Origin of the sequence: Lysinibacillus sp. GbtcB16 (genome assembly GCF_019091145.1) — a bacterium.
Classification (GTDB): Bacteria; Bacillota; Bacilli; order Bacillales_A; family Planococcaceae; genus Lysinibacillus; species Lysinibacillus fusiformis.
Genome location: NZ_JAGXJV010000001.1, coordinates 1,473,685 through 1,491,939 on the forward strand (window position 1 = coordinate 1,473,685; position 18,255 = coordinate 1,491,939).

Consider the following 18,255-nt stretch of genomic DNA (forward strand, 5'->3'; position numbering starts at 1 on the left):
AAAAGAAACCTAACTATTTATCCCGTTTCTTCAACAATCGGGCGGGATTTTGAGCAACACAGATAGAAAATAATCTTTTTTATAAAATCTAACTTAAAACTCTAGAAAAGAATCCCTTTTGATCAATCTTTTTTCAAAAGGGATTCTTTTTATTTAACCTTAAATAAGGGTTAGGGAGCCATTTTTGCTCTAACTTTATTTCAAAGCAACAATAGTGTTTAATTTCGCTTGTTATTGTAACAACAATAGTGTACGATACATAGTATGAATTATACACTGTATGTCATATAGTATAAAAATTGAGGTGGGTGAATGAGTACACTACTGAATTCATTATCGACAGAACTTAGGAGAGGAACGCTGACATTAGCCGTTTTGAGTCAATTAAGAACACCCCAGTATGGGTATTCCCTTGTTCAGTTATTGGAAGATTCGGGCATTAATATTGATCAAAGCACCTTATATCCATTGCTTCGCCGATTAGAAAAACAGGATTTAGTGACGAGCAGCTGGGATACATCTGAGAGTAGACCGCGAAAGTACTATGTATTAAGTGAATATGGATTAGAAATCTTTTTGCAATTAAAAAGTGAATGGATTAATAATTCAAAACAACTTTATGAGTTATTAAAGGGGGATGAGGATAAAGATGAATCTGATTGATATTTATATTCAAGAGGTCACACGGAGGTTGCCCGAAAAAAATCGTGAGGATATCGCACTAGAGTTACGCTCAACAATTAGCGATATGTTGTCTGATGATTACAGGGATGATGATGTAATGGATGTTCTTGAAAAATTAGGGAATCCAGCGGAATTAGCGAGTGGTTATCGAGATCAACCTATGCATTTAATTGGCCCACGCTACTTTGATGTATATTTATCGTTATTAAAAATGATCTTACCAATTGCCGCAGTCATTGCGTTAATCTCGATGGTGGCTGAATATTTTATTGGTTTTGGCGGAGAAGAAGAGGTTATCAATGCGGTCCTCACACTTTTAGGTGAAGGCATATTTAGAATCATCGAAGTAGGAATCCACGTCTTTTTTTGGCTAACGCTTGTTTTTGTTATTGTTGAACGAACGGATAAAGAAAAAGACCAGCATCCATTGTCAACGAGTCTTAAAAAGTGGACCCCTGACGATTTGAAAAACGTCATTTATATTCCTAAGAAAAAGGCGATTACGAGGCTTGAAGTATTTGGCTATTTAATGTGGACGGCGATTTGGGCAACACTTTACTTTAATGCCAATTACCTTTTAGGAATCTATGAAGGCGGGAGAAATGGACTCGAATTCGTAACTCCAGCATTTAATCAGGATGTTTTGCTTCGTTATTGGCCTATTATAATAGTTATTATCGCACTTGAAATTGGGTTAGCACTCTATAAATTATTCAAAAGACAATGGACGAAAAAAATAGCTATCTTTCATGCTATTCTTGAGCTTTTATCAACGGTTGTCTTTATTGTGATAATAAGTAATCCGAATGTAATGAACCAAGAATTTATAACACGCATGAGTAATTTATTTAGCACAACAACGAAGCAATTTGAACTATGGGTAGTTAGCGGGGGAATCATCATATTTATTTTATCTGTAGCCATCAATATATTTGATGGATTCCGTAAGGCTCGAATCCGTTAATTCTTTTTGCGATCTTCCATCACTCCATCTTACTTAAATCATTTTAGCTAGTCCAAGAAAAGAACACATTGACGAATACGAACGTTGAATAAGATAGCTTCGATCTATTTTTTGTATGCCAGCTCATGTTATAATGAGGAGCTTAAGTTAATTAAGACCTTGAACGGATGCCAAGAAAAGCCTCCGCAGAACGAGAAAGTATGGAGGTGTAAGAAAATGAATAAACGTTGGACGATTGGTAAAATTAAAGAATTTGTTGAGAACAATTCGGAAAGTAAGTTGCTATCAACGGAATATCACGGGTTTTCTCAAAAGTTACTATTTAAATGTGCATGTGGTAGTAACTTTGAAAAAACATTTACTAAATTTAAAAATAAACATCAACGAAAATGTGATGTATGCCAGCCACCAAAAGAGTCACGCTAAACGTAGTGTCGATATTGAATAAAGCTTTATGTGACTTATGGCAAAATAGTTTTATATGAGTTTGATTTAAATCACCTTCCACTATAGTTTCTTTATAGAGGAGGTGATTTTTTTGTATCTGTAATGATGGCTGAAGTTTTTCCAAGCAGGATGCGGGAGGGGGATAGTGTCATCAAAAAGGTAGACAAAGATACAGTAACGCTTATTAGTCATGAAAGAAATCTTCAGCAAGACGGTTTATCTGTTTTGGGTGTTGAACATCTGGAATGGAGAGAAGGGGAAAGTGTCATGTTTCATTTAAGCTATGCCACTACAAAAGTCAAATTGCGCTAGCCATTAAAAAGGCAGAAATGTTGCCTACACAACATTCCTGCCCTTGTTTCATTTATTTTTGGGTTATTCGTTGGAAAAATTCGCGCGTTCTATTCATATCTGATACATGCTCATTACATGTTTGGCTATCTGCACAAATATAATTACTATGGTTAGTAAATGTACCAACGACTTGCCCTTTAATGGAAGTCGTAAATAAGCCAACATCTGAATGACGGTTACAGATGGCGCAAATACCGCGAACAGTATTGTTGGAAAATACCCCTTTAATCCCCTGTAGTTTGTCGTCTTGTTCGAGGACAACGTATTTTCGATGTGTCCCAACATCATCCCATGCTAGGTAACAAATTTGTTGAAAATCAAGTTCATCTAAATTAGGTAGCTTCAGCTTTTTCTCCTTTTTAAACAATGATTTGAGCGTGCTAGCTGTCACTGGCTTAAACGGTATGACATAGGGCTTTAACTGCTCTAACAAGGCATCGCCCTGTGCACGGTCTGTGACGGTGAAAAGCTGTTCAACAAGCTGTGTTTCCTCAATGGATAACTCTAATTTGGTAGTAATTTCCGTTTCAACAAGCCCCCGTACTGCAAGAATGACACTTTTGTCCTGCGTTGTGGTAAGAGCATGTAAAATTTTACTTAATTGCTGTTCCAGTAAGTGATAGTTTGCGACCGTTAAGAACGGCTGAATAGTTTGTTTTTCCATTTGAAATCTCTCCTGTTTTATAGGCTAATTTTAAAAGCATTTGGCCTAAGAGATCATTCAATTTCTGTTATGGATATAACTTAATTTAGACCTCTTTGACCTCAGAAGCCGTTCTAGAGCATGCATTACAAGTGAATGCGGACATTTCGATCCCTCCCTTAAGGATTGTTGATTTATATAAGTTTTTTATTTTTAGTCTAAAAAGTGAATGATCTTGATTTATTAATTTTATCAAATGTAACGCTTGATTTTCAATAGTCAAATGACCAGTGAAGTGGTGATACGTATTTAAACATGTATGACCCAATTGCTTTCATTAACTATGGCATATGGATCGAAGTTATGTCTAAGACCATGTAAATTTATCAAGTTGAGATCGTTTATACTTTAAATAACAGCCCGTCGATCTTGAAATCCAGAGCTTCTTAAGATAAAACTTAGGATTGTTTGCTTATTTTTAATAAACTAATTATTTTTCTACCATAAAAAAGAATAAAGTAAATAAGTGTAACATCTATAAAGAAATAAAGTATATTAAATTGAATTGAAGTAATACCATTTTTGGTAAATAAAGAAAATACAGATGGTAACTCATTCTCACCGATGTAACTTATAAATTGAAAAGGGGCTCCAAATTTATTGATACCATAAGATACAAAGAAAATGGACAATAAGGTCATGATAATGCTAATCCATAATAACCCCTTTTTATTTGTAACTTGCATTTAGCCACCTCATTTTTAACTACCCAATATAATTATTGTATCATAAAAAAGATAATATGTAATATTTTGTAAATTAATAATGTTTTACATGATGAGAAAACCACTATTAGTAGCAGTAGCTTCATTTTCAGTATGAATTTTTGCATCATGTTAATGCGCATGTGCCAGTAGCACAGGAAGAAGTATCTACAGCTGAACAAGAGCTTAGAGAATTTCAACAAAAGTATAATATTTGCTTATTGTCCTATATATTTTCTGAATTGTTCGATAGATAAAAGATTGCTATAATTGAATGAATTGGTTAATAAAGGAGGAATTGTGATGACACAGAAAATGAATTGTCAACGAAACAATGCTTGGAGAATTTATTCAATTTAGGAGGCACTATGCTATTAAATCAACAAGGTTTTGATCTCTGGGCGGATGGCTATGACCAAACCGTTCAACTTAGTGAAGAAAATCAGCAATACCCATTTGCGGGCTATAAAGACATTTTAAATAAAATTTTTAATGAGGTCATGCAAGTTTCTGCATCGACTGTATTAGATATTGGCTTTGGGACAGGTGTTTTAACAGCTAAACTTTATGAGCATGGGCACAAGATCGATGGTTTTGATTTTTCTTCGAAGATGATGGCTATTGCACAGGCAAAAATGCCACATGCTAACTTACTTGAATGGGATTTATCGAATGGTCTACCTGCAACACTGATGAATAAACAATATGATGCGATTGTTAGTACCTATGCCCTGCATCATTTTACTGATGAGCAGAAGGTTACGTATATCACGCAATTATTACAGCAACTAACACCCGAAGGTAAAATTTTAATAGGCGATGTTGCCTTTCAAACAAGAGAGCAGCTAGAACAATGCCGTCAGGCTAGCAAAGGCTATTGGGATGATGATGAGTTTTATTTTGTCCATGAGGAGCTAAAAACTAGCCTGCAGGATCGTTGTCAGCTGCACTTTTACCCAATCTCGCATTGTGGTGGTGTTTTTGTAATATCGAATTGTGCTGAGGTAGATTAAAGACGTTTTATATGGAGAATTCAAAATAGATGGTGTGCTAGAGGAACTTATTCAGTCAGCCCCTGTTCAACGATTAAAAGGTTTATGTGAGAATCATCAAAAGTTAGTCTATAACAGATAGGGCTAATGTAAATAATGCGAAGGAGCTGTCAAAAGATAGCTCCTTTTGCCTGTTAGGCAAACATCGATAAAATATATTTGCCAGAAAGCATAAACACAGCATAGACTGCTAGCGCACTCATAACCGAAGTACCAGGCTTAAACCAGTTCGTTAAGAGGAAGACGAGTACAGTAAATAACAGCATGCCGATCGCTCCAAATACGGTGTTTTGTAGGACCGTATGAAAGGTAGAAGCTTTCATATTTTTCATTTGCATGCCCATGTTAATCAATGTCAAAATCGGCAGGGCCGTAATGACACCTGAGAGAAATAAATAGTTGGATTGGCTTAGTAGTAGCGCTAAAACCATGATGGTGCCGCCTACTAAAAAATACAGAAAGTATAACATAGATTGCCCTCAATTTAATTCAGAATAGAGTAATAATACTGTAGAACATCCATGTCTACAAGTAGCAGTCGATGATATTTTAGCAAGATGCGCAAAAAATTAGATTTTTATGAAAATGAAATAGCATATTTTTGTTAACGAGAATCATCATATCTTTCTAAGTTGGTTCTTCTCATAGACTCCATTTGCCATTTTTGCTCTAGTAAACTATCTGAAAATATAAACTTTATGGGGAGTACTTTTAATATATCGTTAATTACGATATAATCGTATTCAACGATATATAGAAGGGGTACCAACATGATTACAAATATAAATGAGTATTTTACTACGATATTTTATCATCTACATACAACACATGAAGATGTGATTTCTCACCAAAGTGTGCGAATTTTACAGATGATTCAAAAGGAAGAAGAGGTAACAGTACGCGATATTGCAGGGTTATTAAATATTTCTCCTAATACAGCGTCAGAGCATGTGAAAAAACTAGAGAGACATGCCTGGGTGACAAAAGAACGTGCGAGTGACGATCAACGTAAGGTTATTCTTCATTTGACAGTAGAGGGCTTACAAATACTGAAGAAAAACTCAGAATTAGATGAAGAGAAGCTCAAGCATGCACTTAATCAGCTAACAGAACAGGAACAGCAGGCCATCCTACAGGCATTCCGACGTCTAAGTGAGGTGGCGAAATAATGTATACATTGTTTAAAATTCTTAGCTCGGCAGCCATTATTGGTGTCGTCACAGAAGTGGCGCGAAGATTTCCTTCCTATGGCGGAATTATTGCGGCATTACCTTTAGTGAGTATTTTAAGTATCATTTGGCTGACGGTTCAAAGTGAATCGAGCGAGCATATTCAACGCTTTACAGTTGGTGTCATTATTGGTTTACCGGCAACCATGTGCATGCTGTTTGTTATTTACATGGCGATGAAATCCTCTATTCATATTGTCTTTGCTATTGGTCTAGGTATTCTTTCCTGGGCAGTTTTCTTAGGCATTCAAAAGGCCATTGCAGGTGTTTTTCACCTATCCATTTAACGAGGAGTTCTGACATGACAATCATTGAAATTCAACAATTACCACAACAAAATGTGCTTCATTTTTTTAAGGAGCATTGGGGAACTACAGAAATGGTCATTTCAAGTGGCGTTTATGACTGTAGTCAATTAGAGGGCTTCGCTTTTGTCAATGACCGTCAAGAGATGATAGGGCTTGTTACTTACATTATTCGTAGGCAAGACTGTGAAATCATTTCTCTCGATAGTCTTGAAGAAGGCAAAGGTATCGGTTCAGCGCTTGTACAAGCAGTGGAACAAATAGCTTTAGATAACGGTTGTACAAGCATTACTCTTATTACAACGAATGATAATTTACATGCCCTAAAGTTTTATCAAAAAAGAGGATATTACTTCATCGAAATCTTGCCTAATGCGGTGGAAAAGGCAAGAGCCTATAAGCCTTCCATTCCACTTATCGGCAATGATGGCATTGCGATACGAGATGAATTACGACTACAAAAACAGCTTGACTTCTAAAAAGTCAGGTTGTTTTTTGTTATACTGAGAAAGTGGAAAGAGAGGGAACATATGAAAAAAATAGTATTTGCCTTATTACTAAGTGTGCTTGTGGTGGGCGCCGCATTTATGATTTATCTTAAGAGTAACCCACCGCTTGTCATTCAAAGTTACACAAGTAAGCAGGGTAATGAAGCGGTCAAGATCATTGCGATTGAAAATAAAGGATTACGTGAAATTAAACTTACACAACTACTCGTCAATGAAAAACTTCCTGACAGTGCTGAGCTTATCGTTAGTAAGTCTGAACCATTTGAGGTCGAAACAAAACTAGAGGGAAATCCCAATATGTCATTTCATAAATTAACGCAAGTTAAAGTTTTACCTCGTTCATACATAGATCAACAAGCCATTGGCAAGCAGCCACAGCACTACGCGGTTCAAGTCAAAGCAGCCGACATCAAAAAGGTGAAGATTCAATATGAATATTTACGGATACCTTTTACCCTAACCGCGGAGCTTCAACAAGGTCAATAGACAGACGACACGCTAATTTTGTCTTATCATTTATGCCTGTGTCATTTCCTAAGATTGTTTGCTGAAAAGCACTGATTCCTCCTAAATCATGGTAATATTATAGTAATAGCAATCGTGATACTAGGAGGGACCTAATGGCAATTATCTTAATGGGTATAGTACTATTTATCTGTGTTATCACTGTGGCTTTAGTGTTAATGAGAAAGTTTTCGAAGAATGAAATTATGCTTGAAGTAACGGCCACCTCAGAAGGAAAAAATGAATTAGATCAAGCGATAATGAAAATATATTTTACGTATTCTATCGGCAAACTTGCTAGTAGGAAACGTCAAATCCTTGGCAGTGTTGAATGGTCTGATGGGTGGATGCCTGTTAGCTATAATCTAAAGGAGAATGGTGTGTATCGTGAGGAGAGACTACTTTATGCAACAAAAAATCAGTCCTACTCAACCTTTGAGATTCATGCACCCAATGCAATTGATGATCAAGGGCGAGGTGAAGGGTACGCTGTTCTTGTATTGGAAAATCCCGATATTTCCCATAGATCATCTAGAGCAGGTGTCATCCTTGCCGTCACGGCCAATATGATTACATATCAATTATCAGATTCCACTAGCTGGCATAATGAGGTTGTCATCAATTAACTAGAAAAAAGCTATCCAAATAGGGTAGCTTTTTTTATTAGTGCTAAAAAGTAAAATTAGGCTGATTATGGAACTAAATGAGGGGAATAACGTATAAAAAGAAGAGGGACTTGTAGGATGGAGGAGGATGTAGATGAACGAAATGCCCAGCATACACCAAAAACGATTGCCAATAGATGAGCAATTATGTGCGCTCTTATGTCAACGGAAAGAGCTCTCTGCTCATACAAAAGATAGCCCAACAGATAAAATGATGAAGGAATGGGCACAAAAATATGGTTTCGATGACACATTTTTAGCCATGATTTTCAGTGTGATTAAATCAGAAAAATACTATCAATCACGTGTCGAGCCCGTCGGATTTCGTCAATATATTCCGGTATTACAATCGCAGGAAGTAGGAGATCGAATCTATACGGTTTCCTATGTTCGGCAATACGAAAATGCAAGTGTTGTACAGCTTTTGATTGACTGGGATGATGAGGAAGATTCCTATCAAGATATTCGTCAAAGATTAAACCGCCATTATTTAGGGTTATTTATAGACCAACATTATGAATGCCACCATACAGGAGCAAGCGGCTCAGACCAGCATGAAAGTAATAGATATGTAGTGACGCCTCCATTACCAGATGACATACAAGGACTCAGCTTTATTTTTACAGAATACAAAGATATGTTTGAAGAAAAGCCAACAGGGTTGACTGTCACCATGCATTGTTAGGGGGAATAAAATATGAAGAAATGGATAGTGCCAATGATTTTACTACTTCTGCTAACAGCCTGTCAGAGTCCTGAGCAGGAAGTGCATTATATTGCTAAGAGTGAGCATTGGAAAGCGATCTACCATAGTAATTCTGATCAAGGATTACGCTTATATTATCTGGATGAGAAGGATGATTTAGGGCCCTTACAAATCACCATTGAAGGGGAAAAGGAATCCCAAAATATAGTGGATGTGGAGTTAAATAAAGAGGGGTATTATTCCTTTACGAAAAAAGAAAGTGAGAAGTTTTTTAAACGGAATGCTAAGCCAATTATTCATATGCAGTGGCTATCTGAAAATGAGTCTTTAGAAATAAAGAATCATTAATGGATAATAATAATTCGATATTGAACTTTTGGTCTTATTGTTTCATTTGTTAGAGAGATAGCGTGTATGACGCGTTATGTATGTAGTTGAAATAAATGTAAGCGTTATAAAATTTCGACTCGAACAACCGTGGTCATTAAAACGGATGATTTTTTTATTTCAAGGTTTGACAAAAAAAACAGGATTCGTTATAGTAATTAACAATTTCATGCAAAAATGAAATGAGCCATGATAAGGACAAGAGATTTGATCAACCATTTTCAGAGAGGGAGGCATTTGCTGCAAGCTTCCTAATGTTGTGATCCCTTCTTACTACCTTGGAGCTGTGCTTGGAAACTTGCACCGTCTTTTGCAACGTTACAGCAAAATCAATGAGCCACTAGTCTATTTACTAGTGGGAATTTGGGTGGAACCACGGGTAATGAACACATACTCGTCCCTATATAGGGGCGGATATGTGTTTTTTTATTTTGGTCCCCATTCTAAAGCTGAATGAGGACCATGTCTTTGGCAGGTCCATAGTTTTTCAAATTGTATGCACAATTAGGACTTCTATGACACCAGAGCAAAATTGATAAAACTTAAAGGAGTCGAGAACATGTCAAATCAAGTTATTCACATTCAATTTCCAGATGGTCAACAGCAAGCATTTACAAAAGGCGTGACACTAACCGAAATTGCCCAAGCGATTCGTCCTGAGCTTCGCAAAAAGGCAGTAGCGGGGAGTGTCAATGGAACCATCGTTGATTTGACGCGCCCGATTATGGAAGATGCTCAAATTACATTGTATGATGCTAGCTCTAAGGAAGGAATTGAAGTTATTCGTCATTCAACGGCCCATTTATTAGCACAGGCTGTCAAACGTCTATACCCCCATGCACAGTTTGGGGTAGGACCTGTGATTGAAAACGGCTTTTATTATGATATAGACATTGCAGATACACTGACACCAAGTGATTTACAACAAATTGAAAAAACGATGAAACAAATTGTGCGGGAAAATGTACAAATCAAGCGACGAGAGGTTTCTCGGAATGAAGCCAAGGAGCTTTTTACTCATGATGCGTTAAAGCTGGAACTGTTGGAGTCTATTCCAGCTGATGAAACTGTGACAATTTATGAGCAGGGGGAATTTTATGATTTATGTCGAGGTTCCCATGTTCCATCTACGGGGAAGTTACAACACTTCCAATTAATGCATGTATCGGGTGCGTATTGGCGAGGCAATAGCGACAATCAAATGCTACAACGTATTTATGGGGTCGCCTTCGCAACAAAAGAAGAACTTCAACAATACTTCGTGTTTTTAGACGAAGCAGAAAAGCGAAATCATCGTAAACTGGGCAAAGAACTGTCATTGTTTATGTTTTCAGAGGAAGCGCCTGGAATGCCCTTTTATTTAGCGAATGGTCAAATTTTACGGAATGAGCTGGAATCCTATTTGCGAAATTTACAAGCAAAATATGACTATCGGGAAGTACGGACACCTCTAATGATGAATCAGCGCTTATGGGAACAGTCAGGTCATTGGAATCACTATAAAGACAATATGTATTTTACACAGGTGGATGATCAAAGCTTTGCCTTAAAGCCAATGAACTGCCCAGGACATATGCTCATCTTCAAAAATAACCTACATTCTTACAGAGATTTACCGATACGAATGGCGGAATTTGGCCAAGTGCATCGTCATGAATTTAGCGGTGCACTGAATGGATTGTTACGCGTTAGGTCATTTTGTCAGGATGATGCACATATTTTTGCAACACCGCAGCAAATTGAGGATGAAATTGCATTGGCTCTAAAAATAATAGATGAGGTGTACAATGTATTTGGTTTCCAATATTCGGTAGAACTATCGACACGTCCAGATGACTATATGGGAGAATTGTCGTTATGGGATCAGGCAGAAGAGGCACTTAAAAATGTGCTGAAAAATTTAGGCATCGACTATACGATTAATGAGGGGGATGGGGCTTTTTACGGACCGAAAATCGACATTCATATTAAAGATGCCATCCAACGAAGTCATCAGTGTGCCACAGTACAACTCGATTTCCAGCTACCTGAGAAATTCGATTTAACATATATTAATGAACACAATGAAAAAGTTCGACCGGTTGTCATCCATCGGGCAGTGTTTGGCTCCATTGATCGTTTCCTAGGTATTCTCATTGAGCATTTTGGAGGGGCGTTCCCCATTTGGCTTGCACCACAACAAGTGCAAGTCATAGCAGTAGCTGATGCACATCAAGACTATGCCAAGCAAGTAGTAAAAGCCCTACAATATGAACAGATTCGGGTGAAACTTGACGATCGTCAGGAAAAGCTCGGTAAAAAGATTCGGGAGGCGCAATTGCATAAAATACCGTATATCCTTGTTATCGGGGATCGGGAGGCTACCAATCAAAATGTGTCTGTCCGTAGACATGGACAACAAGCCACTGTTGAATATTCGGTGCCCCAATTAATAGAGGAAATGACAGAAGCCATCAAACAAAAGAGCTTATAAAAGAAAGCTTGCTTTGAATAGATCTACTATTCAAGGCAAGCTTTTTAAAAAAATAATTTCTATTTTTTTGAAATGACTACTAGAATCTAGATGCGATGCATACAATGAATTAAAGGTCCTTGGTCCTCTCTTGGAATTGGGATTGACCAAGTAAAACGGTTTGTGTTTCAGCGTCGATGACTAGAAATTTTCGATAGGTCTCATCGGTATTGTGCTGAAAAGATGCTAAAAAATAAACTTGTCGATTGGGATGAACAAAAGTATGTTGAGAGAGGTCTAATGTTTCTTGTTTACTATTAGTTTGTAAATAAAAATTTTCTGTCGCCTCTGCTATATCTCTAAAGGCCATTTTTTGCCGAATATTCCATGAAGCATAGGGATATTCCTCGTAAATTGTACGATTAAGCTGCTGATAAAATTCGTCCTCATCACGAAACGATTGAAATTGGTTGTTTGGATATTGATATAGTGTATTTATTTCAGTTGGTGTGCAAAGTGTGGGTGCCGTATGGTCTACTGAATGTTGGGGTGGCAATAATATTTTGGAAACAACCATAAAAGTTAAGATGAATACATGCATTATTCAACCTCCAAATGTCTTCTTAACAAAAACATCGCCTACTTTGTTGTGATCTATACATGTAGAGGTTGGCTAGCCGAATGCAAAGATAAAACCAGCCAGAATGTAGGTCTGGCTTTACCCATATCTATACTTTCTTCTATTATATGCCTCGTTATGATTAGGAAGCTTGTGCTTGTTTTAAATATCTATTTAGTAGGACATCCAATTCTTGACTGTAATCTACTACAGCCGGATGAGTGAAACCAAGATCCTTTGCTTTTTTATACATAATTCTACGTTTGATCTCAATTTCCGCCTTCAAGAATTGTTTAAGCAATAAGTTTACCAAGATATTTTCCTCCTAATTTTTTTTCCTTATTCATAAAATTAATGTTCTATGACCTCGATTCAACTTTTTCATTGTATATCACTTATATTAAAAAAAATGTCATATTGTGTATCGTAAATCAAATTCGTAATTTAGTCACAGATAGGGACCTTCATCCTGTTATGTGAAAAACAAACTATTTTCTCTTTATAGTTAAAAGGTTATAGTTAAAATTCCAATTATTGATTAAAATATAAGTATAAAAACCCTAACGATGAAGTTGTTGGGGTTGTTTGCGTGTTTGGATTTAGAAAAAATTAAGTGAGAAAAAGAATTTACTTAAACCATTTATACTATGAGAAAAGTTGTTGTTTGATATTGAATTTTCCAACAATTTATGGCGCTTTACGTATCTTGTCACATTTTATCAAATAAGCTTTAATGTTGTTTAGAAATGTGGACATTTCATTGAGTGTGGAGAATTATTGAGAATTTTTGAAATTAATGGAATAATGGAAGGGGGAGGAAAGGGTGACTTTGTGTCGTTTAGTTTTCCAAAAAAACTAGCAGCATATGTAGGGAAGGTAAGAAACCCTCACCGGAACCAGCCGCTCGAATTACCTATACTAAAAATAAGAAACGTATCATCTTTTTTAACTTGATTGCTACGTTGGCAAAAAGTTGAGTAAATGCTGATTCGCTTGAATGAATGATATGCAATTACATATAGCAATCATGAATACAATAAAAGAAATATTTGAGCAGCAGCTTGAAGTGGATTGGCTTGTTTGATGCAATGAACGAATAGCTTGAATGAAACGAGCCTTTCTGATAGGGATGTTTATTTGGAAATTTTCAATGGATAGCCAGCAATCATTGTATGGTAATTACATTTACCTTAATTCAGCGAAGGATGAGTGGAGGAGACACGAATGACAGAATTATATTTTGTGAGACATGCACATGCCGATTATTCCGAGGATGAATATCATCGTCCACTATCATTAAAAGGAAATAGGGATGTAGAACGAGTGACATATTTATTTAACGATCAACGCATCGATGCAATCTATTCGAGCCCTTATAAAAGAGCCATTCAAACAGTACAGGGTATTGCTAGGTATCATGATGTACCCATTCAAATTGTGGATGCACTAAAGGAACGACAGCTTGCCGATGGAGCGATGGAAAATTTTCAAGAAGCGCTGCAACGAGTTTGGCAAGAGCCGAGTTTTGCATGGGCTGGTGGAGAGTCCAATCGGCAGGCAATGATACGGGCTGTACAGAGCTTACAATCTATCATTCTTTCTCACCCCCATGACAGCATTGTGATTGGTACACATGGCAATATAATGGTGCTAATGATGCAATCCTTTGATTCACAGTATGATTATGCATTTTGGCAAAAGCTATCTATGCCTGATATCTACCGATTATCTTTCCGTGAGCTGACTTTATTAGAGGTGGAGCGAGTATGGCAAAAGGGCTGACAGACAACTAGTGATGGTCTTATGGGAGCGCCCAGGTAATTGACTATGATGGAGGCAGTTGGATAGAACAACGTGGATGAATTCGTTAAATCCAGTCTGAGTTGATGTAAAAAAAGAACCCCAAAGAAGACATGATTTAAGTATCTCCTCAGGGGAACATCTACTATTTGACTTGGGTCCATTCCGAACGTAATAAACCAAATACTATGAGGTCATGGAAGGTGCCGAAGCGGAATATTTCATTTCGTAAATGGCCTTCCTTCGTGAAGCCGCATTTTTCATAGGAGCGAATAGCTGCCGGATTAAAGCTGAATACTTGCAGTTTGATTTTTTGAATGGCCATGTATTGGAAAATGAATTCAATAAGTGTTTTCATTGCATCCGTGCCATAGCCTTTTCCTTGCCATTGCTGTCCAATTGAAATGCCGACAGAGCAGGTGCTATTTTGCCAGTTAACGGCAAAAACACCACAGGAACCAATCAGTTGGTGAGTCGCTTTTTCATATATACCAAAGAAGAATTCATCTTTTTTCCCACTGATAGAGCGAAAGAATGCGGAATGGTCCTCCATCGTTTGGGGGAAGGGAATTTCATCATTAGCTAGTAGTAATGTTTTTGTCTCACTTTCAATGGCTACAAATGATTCTAAGTCAGCGGGGGCCATTTGCTGTAAAGTAATGGATTGACCCGTTAAAAATGTTTTTAAATAATGATCCATGTATGATTCTCCCTTTAATAAGGGCTGCAAGTAACGTTACAACCCCTAGATTGATAGCAAAGCTTTAACGTCTACTGCCATTTTCGCACTCATAGGCACAACTCCTTTAGTTTGAATGCTTAAATTGTACCATGTATACCAATTTCGGGGAATATTTTTTAAGAGAGGAAGAAATAGCCGTGCATACAGCCTATTTTAAGAATTTACTACAATATTTACCGCAGGAGGAGCAACAACAATTACAGAAAGCAAATGGTGCCACAGATGCACAAATTGAAAGCTTACTAGAAATATTTCCACAAAGTCCGCAATCCTTCATTGAACTACTACAGGATGTCAACGGTACTTACCATTGTAAACATGGACAAGAAACGATTAGTGTGCTTGTACTAGGTTCCGATTTGGGGGATTATCCGTATTATTTAAAGGCAGTTGAGCAAATACTAGCAGATGCTCAACATCAGCGTGAAACGATTTTTGAGCGTTATCAGGACTTTTTAGAGTATGTGGACATAGATAAAAGGGTCAATATGCACGTACCGTTGAATGAACGATTATGCTTTGCAGATTGCATGAATAATGGAGGAACATCCAGTTTGTATCTTGATTTTTCGCCAGCTGAAGGCGGAAAAATGGGGCAAGTGGTTCGATATGTCCATGATCCCGATAGCTTTGAGGTCATCGCCTCTTCATTTGATGAATATTTACAGCAGCTTGTTGAAGGGGAATATGAGTTTACAGCTCTCTACGAGGAGGAGTTTTGATGGCTCTGACATTGAAGTTTTATGAGGACAAGGCTCAATCGTTAGTAGATCAATACACCATTACTGAGGAGCAGCTTCGCTATACAAAGTCGCCAAAGGATAGCATCGAACTTGCTAAGGAGGATGACAGTAGACATGCTGTTTTAGCTTTAGATGGAGACAAGCTCGTAACCTTTTTTGTGTTACATGAAAAAGAAGGGGTGAAGCCTTATTCCTCGAATGAACGGGCGCTACTAATTCGCTCATTTTCGACCGATTATCATGAGCAGGGCAAAGGCTATGCAAAGGCAACTCTCCAATTGTTACCAGACTTTGTTCGTCAGCATTTTCCATTGATGAATGAGCTAGTACTAGGCGTAAATATCCCAAATGTATCGGCACAGGCACTCTATATAAAATGTGGGTTTGTAGATGAAGGGAAACAGGCGACGGGCTTTGGTGAAGAACTAAAGGTAATGAGTTATTATATGAAGGATGTGGACATTTGAGCAATATAAAAGTGGCAGGGTTGGAGCATTTGCAGACACTATGTGCAATCGATCAAGAGGTGATAGGAAACGCATCCAGAAGTGATGAAATTCAGCAAGCCATCGAGGAGAAACGTTGTCTGCTTCACCATTTTGCTGATGATATTACAGGATTCTTAATTTCTACTGAGGACTTTTTTGGCTATGACTTTATTTCCTTAGTCATTGTTAAGCCATCAGCGCGAAGAAAGGGCATCGCCTCTGCCTTAATAAATGCCTATGTAAAAACAAGCAAAACGGTAAAGGTTTTTTCCTCCACGAATCAATCAAATACAAGTATGCAACATGTATTTCAGACCTTAGGGTTTGTCAAAAGCGGCGTTATTAATAATCTGGATGACGGTGACCCAGAAATTATTTATGTAAAAATAGCCTCACCACTGTAGTAGGGTGAGGCTTGTCTTTATTTTTTTGCTTTTACAAACAAAAAGGATGGTCGGCGAAGTTCCTTTTTAATAGAGGGAAGCTGTTGAATAGCTTCCTCGCTTGGAAGAGGTTCAACCATTTTGTCGATCGAAAAGCCATGGTCGATTAATGTATTGATGATTGTAGCAATAGTGCGATGATATTTGACCACTCCGTCTACCAGCCATGTTTGCTGTCGTATGCCTTCTTCTTGGTAATCATCCATTGCATAGTGTAGCTGTTTACCTTGTTCATCATAAATCCAATTATCCTCCGTCGTTCGGCGAGCAGTAGCAATCGGATGCTCCACGGAGAAAATAAAAACGCCGTCTGGACGTAACATTTGGGCAATTTGTCCAATGACGGCTTCAAAATTTTTAACATAATGAAGCGAAAGTGAGCTTGTTATACAATCAAAACGATTGGTGGATGCATCGTAATCCTCAATTGCTTGAAGCTGATAATCAATTTGTGGATGTGCATTTTCTGACTGAGCGATAGATAGCATATTACTGGAAACGTCCAAAGCAGTCACATGCTTGGCGTGGTGTTGGATACAGTATTGGGCGAAGTCACCCATGCCACAGCCAATATCGAGCATTTCTAAATTCGTTAAAGAGGGCAGTAATGATTTCATGGTAGGCTGCTCTAATAAGTGATTATAATTAGATGGTCTTTGCCGTAATGCCTTGTATTGATGGAAAAATTCAGGGTTGTCATAAATATTTTGTTTCATTTTAACCTCCAGCTTGTGAAACATAACGTTATGTCATTTGTGCGCACTCTTATTTTCCCATGCGAGACAAAAAAGAAATAGACTTATATTCCGATTTTTTGTAAGATGTAGATAGAGGCATGCCATCATTTAATAACGATTAAATTCCATATATTAACAAATATATGGTTTGTTTTTTGAGGAGGAAACTAATGAAAAATTATGTTCTACTCATGACGATGTTTTGTATATATAGCCTCACATTTTTGACGCATTATTTTCTGACTTTCCTAGAGCATGGTAGAGCATTTCTTGGTGTTACCATGATCATCCCACTACTATCAGTGATTATTGTTCAAAAGATTTTCACCCAGCTACCCATTTTATCAACGTTTTCCTTCACAAAGCCTAAATGGTCATGGCTCCTAGCCAGTATTTTCACCCCTTTTTCGTTAGGTGTCCTAGTACATAGTTATTTTTACTTGACGCATTATCAATCTTTTCTCATTATCACTCCATCTCAACTGAGTATGTTATTACTAATAGGGCTCACCATTAGTACAGGCTCGGCTTTACTAGAAGAAGTCGTCTGGCGAGGCAATTTTCATGTATATTTGCGGCAACGCTATAGCTTTTGGCAGACCGCTATCTTTACTGGAGTAGGGTGGTCTTTATGGCATCTACCTATAGCTGTACTATATAAGCCCTATGTGATGCCAGCTGTTGGAATACCTACGTATTTGTTGCTCCTTTTTGGATTATCCATCGTGCTTTCAATCATTCGAGAAGTAGGTCAATCTATTGTGCCTGTGGCTATTTTTCATGGAATGATGAATGTCTTTTACTTAGGGGATGGACAGAATATGACCGTTTCTCCCGATAATCAAGAGATCGTCAAATGTCTTGTCATCATCTTGTTCCTCTTCCTTTTTTGCCATAAAAATGTAACAATTTTTAAAAATTAAAAAATTTAAAAGGAAAATATGGCACTTCTTGTCATCTGTAGCGTTCTTATTATTTGGAAGCAAATTCCGTATTAAAAGACGTTGGAGGGATTTAG

The 18,255-nt window shown here is 37.4% G+C and carries 25 protein-coding genes; 18 read left to right on the forward strand and 7 right to left on the reverse strand.

The features are described 5' to 3' along the window. The first annotated feature begins 312 nt into the window (after positions 1-312). The 4 genes from KVT27_RS07350 to KVT27_RS07365 all read left to right on the forward strand — a co-directional run bounded on the left by KVT27_RS07350 (position 313) and on the right by KVT27_RS07365 (position 2,407). Positions 313-663, forward strand: coding sequence for a PadR family transcriptional regulator (locus KVT27_RS07350; protein ID WP_036125561.1), 351 nt, complete (start codon positions 313-315; stop codon positions 661-663). Beyond that, on the forward strand, positions 650-1,648 hold the full coding sequence (locus tag KVT27_RS07355; protein WP_217581035.1) for an HAAS signaling domain-containing protein: 999 nt from the start codon (positions 650-652) through the stop codon (positions 1,646-1,648). The genes KVT27_RS07350 and KVT27_RS07355 overlap by 14 nt, the downstream gene beginning before the upstream one ends. Positions 1,649-1,864: 216 nt before the next feature. Next, a complete protein-coding gene (locus KVT27_RS07360; RefSeq protein ID WP_025117169.1) occupies positions 1,865-2,074 on the forward strand; it encodes a hypothetical protein in 210 nt (69 codons plus the stop codon). A 126-nt stretch (positions 2,075-2,200) separates the two neighbouring features. Beyond that, a complete protein-coding gene (locus KVT27_RS07365; protein ID WP_217581036.1) occupies positions 2,201-2,407 on the forward strand; it encodes a hypothetical protein in 207 nt (68 codons plus the stop codon). Between the two features lie 52 nt (positions 2,408-2,459). On the opposite strand, the gene KVT27_RS07370 is transcribed toward KVT27_RS07365, so the two are convergent. Together KVT27_RS07370 and KVT27_RS07375 are read right to left on the reverse strand one after the other, a co-directional pair. Next, entirely contained in the window at positions 2,460-3,113 is a 654-nt protein-coding gene (locus tag KVT27_RS07370; RefSeq protein ID WP_036224511.1) for a FusB/FusC family EF-G-binding protein, read from the reverse strand. Positions 3,114-3,550: 437 nt separating this feature from the next. Beyond that, positions 3,551-3,838 (reverse strand): hypothetical protein, encoded by a 288-nt coding sequence (locus KVT27_RS07375; RefSeq protein ID WP_217581037.1) that lies wholly within the window; start codon positions 3,836-3,838, stop codon positions 3,551-3,553. A gap of 386 nt (positions 3,839-4,224) precedes the next feature. Between KVT27_RS07375 and KVT27_RS07380 the strand changes: the two genes are divergently transcribed. Continuing rightward, on the forward strand, positions 4,225-4,869 hold the full coding sequence (locus tag KVT27_RS07380; protein WP_217581038.1) for a class I SAM-dependent methyltransferase: 645 nt from the start codon (positions 4,225-4,227) through the stop codon (positions 4,867-4,869). A 173-nt stretch (positions 4,870-5,042) separates the two neighbouring features. Here the strand turns inward: KVT27_RS07380 and KVT27_RS07385 are convergent, their stop codons facing one another. Continuing rightward, positions 5,043-5,378 (reverse strand): hypothetical protein, encoded by a 336-nt coding sequence (locus tag KVT27_RS07385; protein ID WP_036125567.1) that lies wholly within the window; start codon positions 5,376-5,378, stop codon positions 5,043-5,045. Positions 5,379-5,678: 300 nt separating this feature from the next. On the opposite strand from KVT27_RS07385, the gene KVT27_RS07390 reads away from it, so the two are divergent. The 8 genes from KVT27_RS07390 to thrS all read left to right on the forward strand — a co-directional run bounded on the left by KVT27_RS07390 (position 5,679) and on the right by thrS (position 11,686). Continuing rightward, entirely contained in the window at positions 5,679-6,077 is a 399-nt protein-coding gene (locus KVT27_RS07390; protein WP_025117176.1) for a MarR family winged helix-turn-helix transcriptional regulator, read from the forward strand. After that, positions 6,077-6,424, forward strand: a complete 348-nt coding sequence (locus KVT27_RS07395) for a DUF3147 family protein (RefSeq protein WP_025117177.1) — start codon at positions 6,077-6,079, stop codon at positions 6,422-6,424. Before KVT27_RS07390 ends, KVT27_RS07395 begins: the two co-directional genes overlap by 1 nt. Before the next feature lie 14 nt (positions 6,425-6,438). Beyond that, entirely contained in the window at positions 6,439-6,921 is a 483-nt protein-coding gene (locus tag KVT27_RS07400; RefSeq protein ID WP_036145946.1) for a GNAT family N-acetyltransferase, read from the forward strand. Positions 6,922-6,972: 51 nt separating this feature from the next. Further along, complete coding sequence (locus tag KVT27_RS07405; RefSeq protein ID WP_036125569.1) at positions 6,973-7,437, forward strand: hypothetical protein; 465 nt, start codon at positions 6,973-6,975, stop codon at positions 7,435-7,437. A gap of 134 nt (positions 7,438-7,571) precedes the next feature. Beyond that, positions 7,572-8,081 carry a hypothetical protein gene (locus tag KVT27_RS07410; protein WP_208704303.1) on the forward strand — a complete coding sequence of 170 codons (510 nt, stop codon included), beginning with the start codon at positions 7,572-7,574 and terminating at the stop codon, positions 8,079-8,081. A gap of 133 nt (positions 8,082-8,214) precedes the next feature. Next, on the forward strand, positions 8,215-8,805 hold the full coding sequence (locus KVT27_RS07415) for a hypothetical protein (RefSeq protein WP_036145937.1): 591 nt from the start codon (positions 8,215-8,217) through the stop codon (positions 8,803-8,805). 12 nt (positions 8,806-8,817) lie between these two features. After that, positions 8,818-9,174: a hypothetical protein gene (locus tag KVT27_RS07420; protein WP_036145935.1), complete on the forward strand. Its 357-nt coding sequence runs from the start codon at positions 8,818-8,820 to the stop codon at positions 9,172-9,174. Positions 9,175-9,772: 598 nt separating this feature from the next. Further along, positions 9,773-11,686 (forward strand): threonine--tRNA ligase, encoded by a 1,914-nt coding sequence (gene thrS / locus KVT27_RS07425; RefSeq protein WP_217581039.1) that lies wholly within the window; start codon positions 9,773-9,775, stop codon positions 11,684-11,686. Between the two features lie 109 nt (positions 11,687-11,795). On the opposite strand, the gene KVT27_RS07430 is transcribed toward thrS, so the two are convergent. After that, on the reverse strand, positions 11,796-12,266 hold the full coding sequence (locus KVT27_RS07430) for a hypothetical protein (protein WP_036125579.1): 471 nt from the start codon (positions 12,264-12,266) through the stop codon (positions 11,796-11,798). Positions 12,267-12,426: 160 nt separating this feature from the next. Then, positions 12,427-12,597 (reverse strand): aspartyl-phosphate phosphatase Spo0E family protein, encoded by a 171-nt coding sequence (locus KVT27_RS07435; RefSeq protein WP_025117185.1) that lies wholly within the window; start codon positions 12,595-12,597, stop codon positions 12,427-12,429. Between the two features lie 911 nt (positions 12,598-13,508). Between KVT27_RS07435 and KVT27_RS07440 the strand changes: the two genes are divergently transcribed. After that, positions 13,509-14,066, forward strand: a complete 558-nt coding sequence (locus tag KVT27_RS07440; protein WP_217581040.1) for a histidine phosphatase family protein — start codon at positions 13,509-13,511, stop codon at positions 14,064-14,066. A 163-nt stretch (positions 14,067-14,229) separates the two neighbouring features. Here the strand turns inward: KVT27_RS07440 and KVT27_RS07445 are convergent, their stop codons facing one another. Continuing rightward, the gene (locus KVT27_RS07445) at positions 14,230-14,784 is read right to left on the reverse strand and encodes a GNAT family N-acetyltransferase (RefSeq protein WP_036145928.1); all 555 of its coding nucleotides are present in this window, start codon (positions 14,782-14,784) and stop codon (positions 14,230-14,232) included. Between the two features lie 131 nt (positions 14,785-14,915). Between KVT27_RS07445 and KVT27_RS07450 the strand changes: the two genes are divergently transcribed. From KVT27_RS07450 to KVT27_RS07460, 3 genes are read left to right on the forward strand one after another with little or no spacing between them, the layout of a single operon-like run. Continuing rightward, on the forward strand, positions 14,916-15,548 hold the full coding sequence (locus KVT27_RS07450; RefSeq protein ID WP_217581041.1) for an SMI1/KNR4 family protein: 633 nt from the start codon (positions 14,916-14,918) through the stop codon (positions 15,546-15,548). Beyond that, complete coding sequence (locus KVT27_RS07455) at positions 15,548-16,036, forward strand: GNAT family N-acetyltransferase (RefSeq protein WP_036125588.1); 489 nt, start codon at positions 15,548-15,550, stop codon at positions 16,034-16,036. Before KVT27_RS07450 ends, KVT27_RS07455 begins: the two co-directional genes overlap by 1 nt. Further along, positions 16,033-16,461 carry a GNAT family N-acetyltransferase gene (locus KVT27_RS07460; RefSeq protein ID WP_036125591.1) on the forward strand — a complete coding sequence of 143 codons (429 nt, stop codon included), beginning with the start codon at positions 16,033-16,035 and terminating at the stop codon, positions 16,459-16,461. The genes KVT27_RS07455 and KVT27_RS07460 overlap by 4 nt, the downstream gene beginning before the upstream one ends. A 17-nt stretch (positions 16,462-16,478) precedes the next feature. Here KVT27_RS07460 and KVT27_RS07465 read toward each other — a convergent pair whose 3' ends face one another. After that, positions 16,479-17,216: a class I SAM-dependent methyltransferase gene (locus KVT27_RS07465; RefSeq protein ID WP_036125595.1), complete on the reverse strand. Its 738-nt coding sequence runs from the start codon at positions 17,214-17,216 to the stop codon at positions 16,479-16,481. 191 nt (positions 17,217-17,407) lie between these two features. Between KVT27_RS07465 and KVT27_RS07470 the strand changes: the two genes are divergently transcribed. Further along, positions 17,408-18,160, forward strand: a complete 753-nt coding sequence (locus KVT27_RS07470) for a CPBP family intramembrane glutamic endopeptidase (RefSeq protein ID WP_217581042.1) — start codon at positions 17,408-17,410, stop codon at positions 18,158-18,160. Positions 18,161-18,255 lie beyond the last annotated feature (95 nt).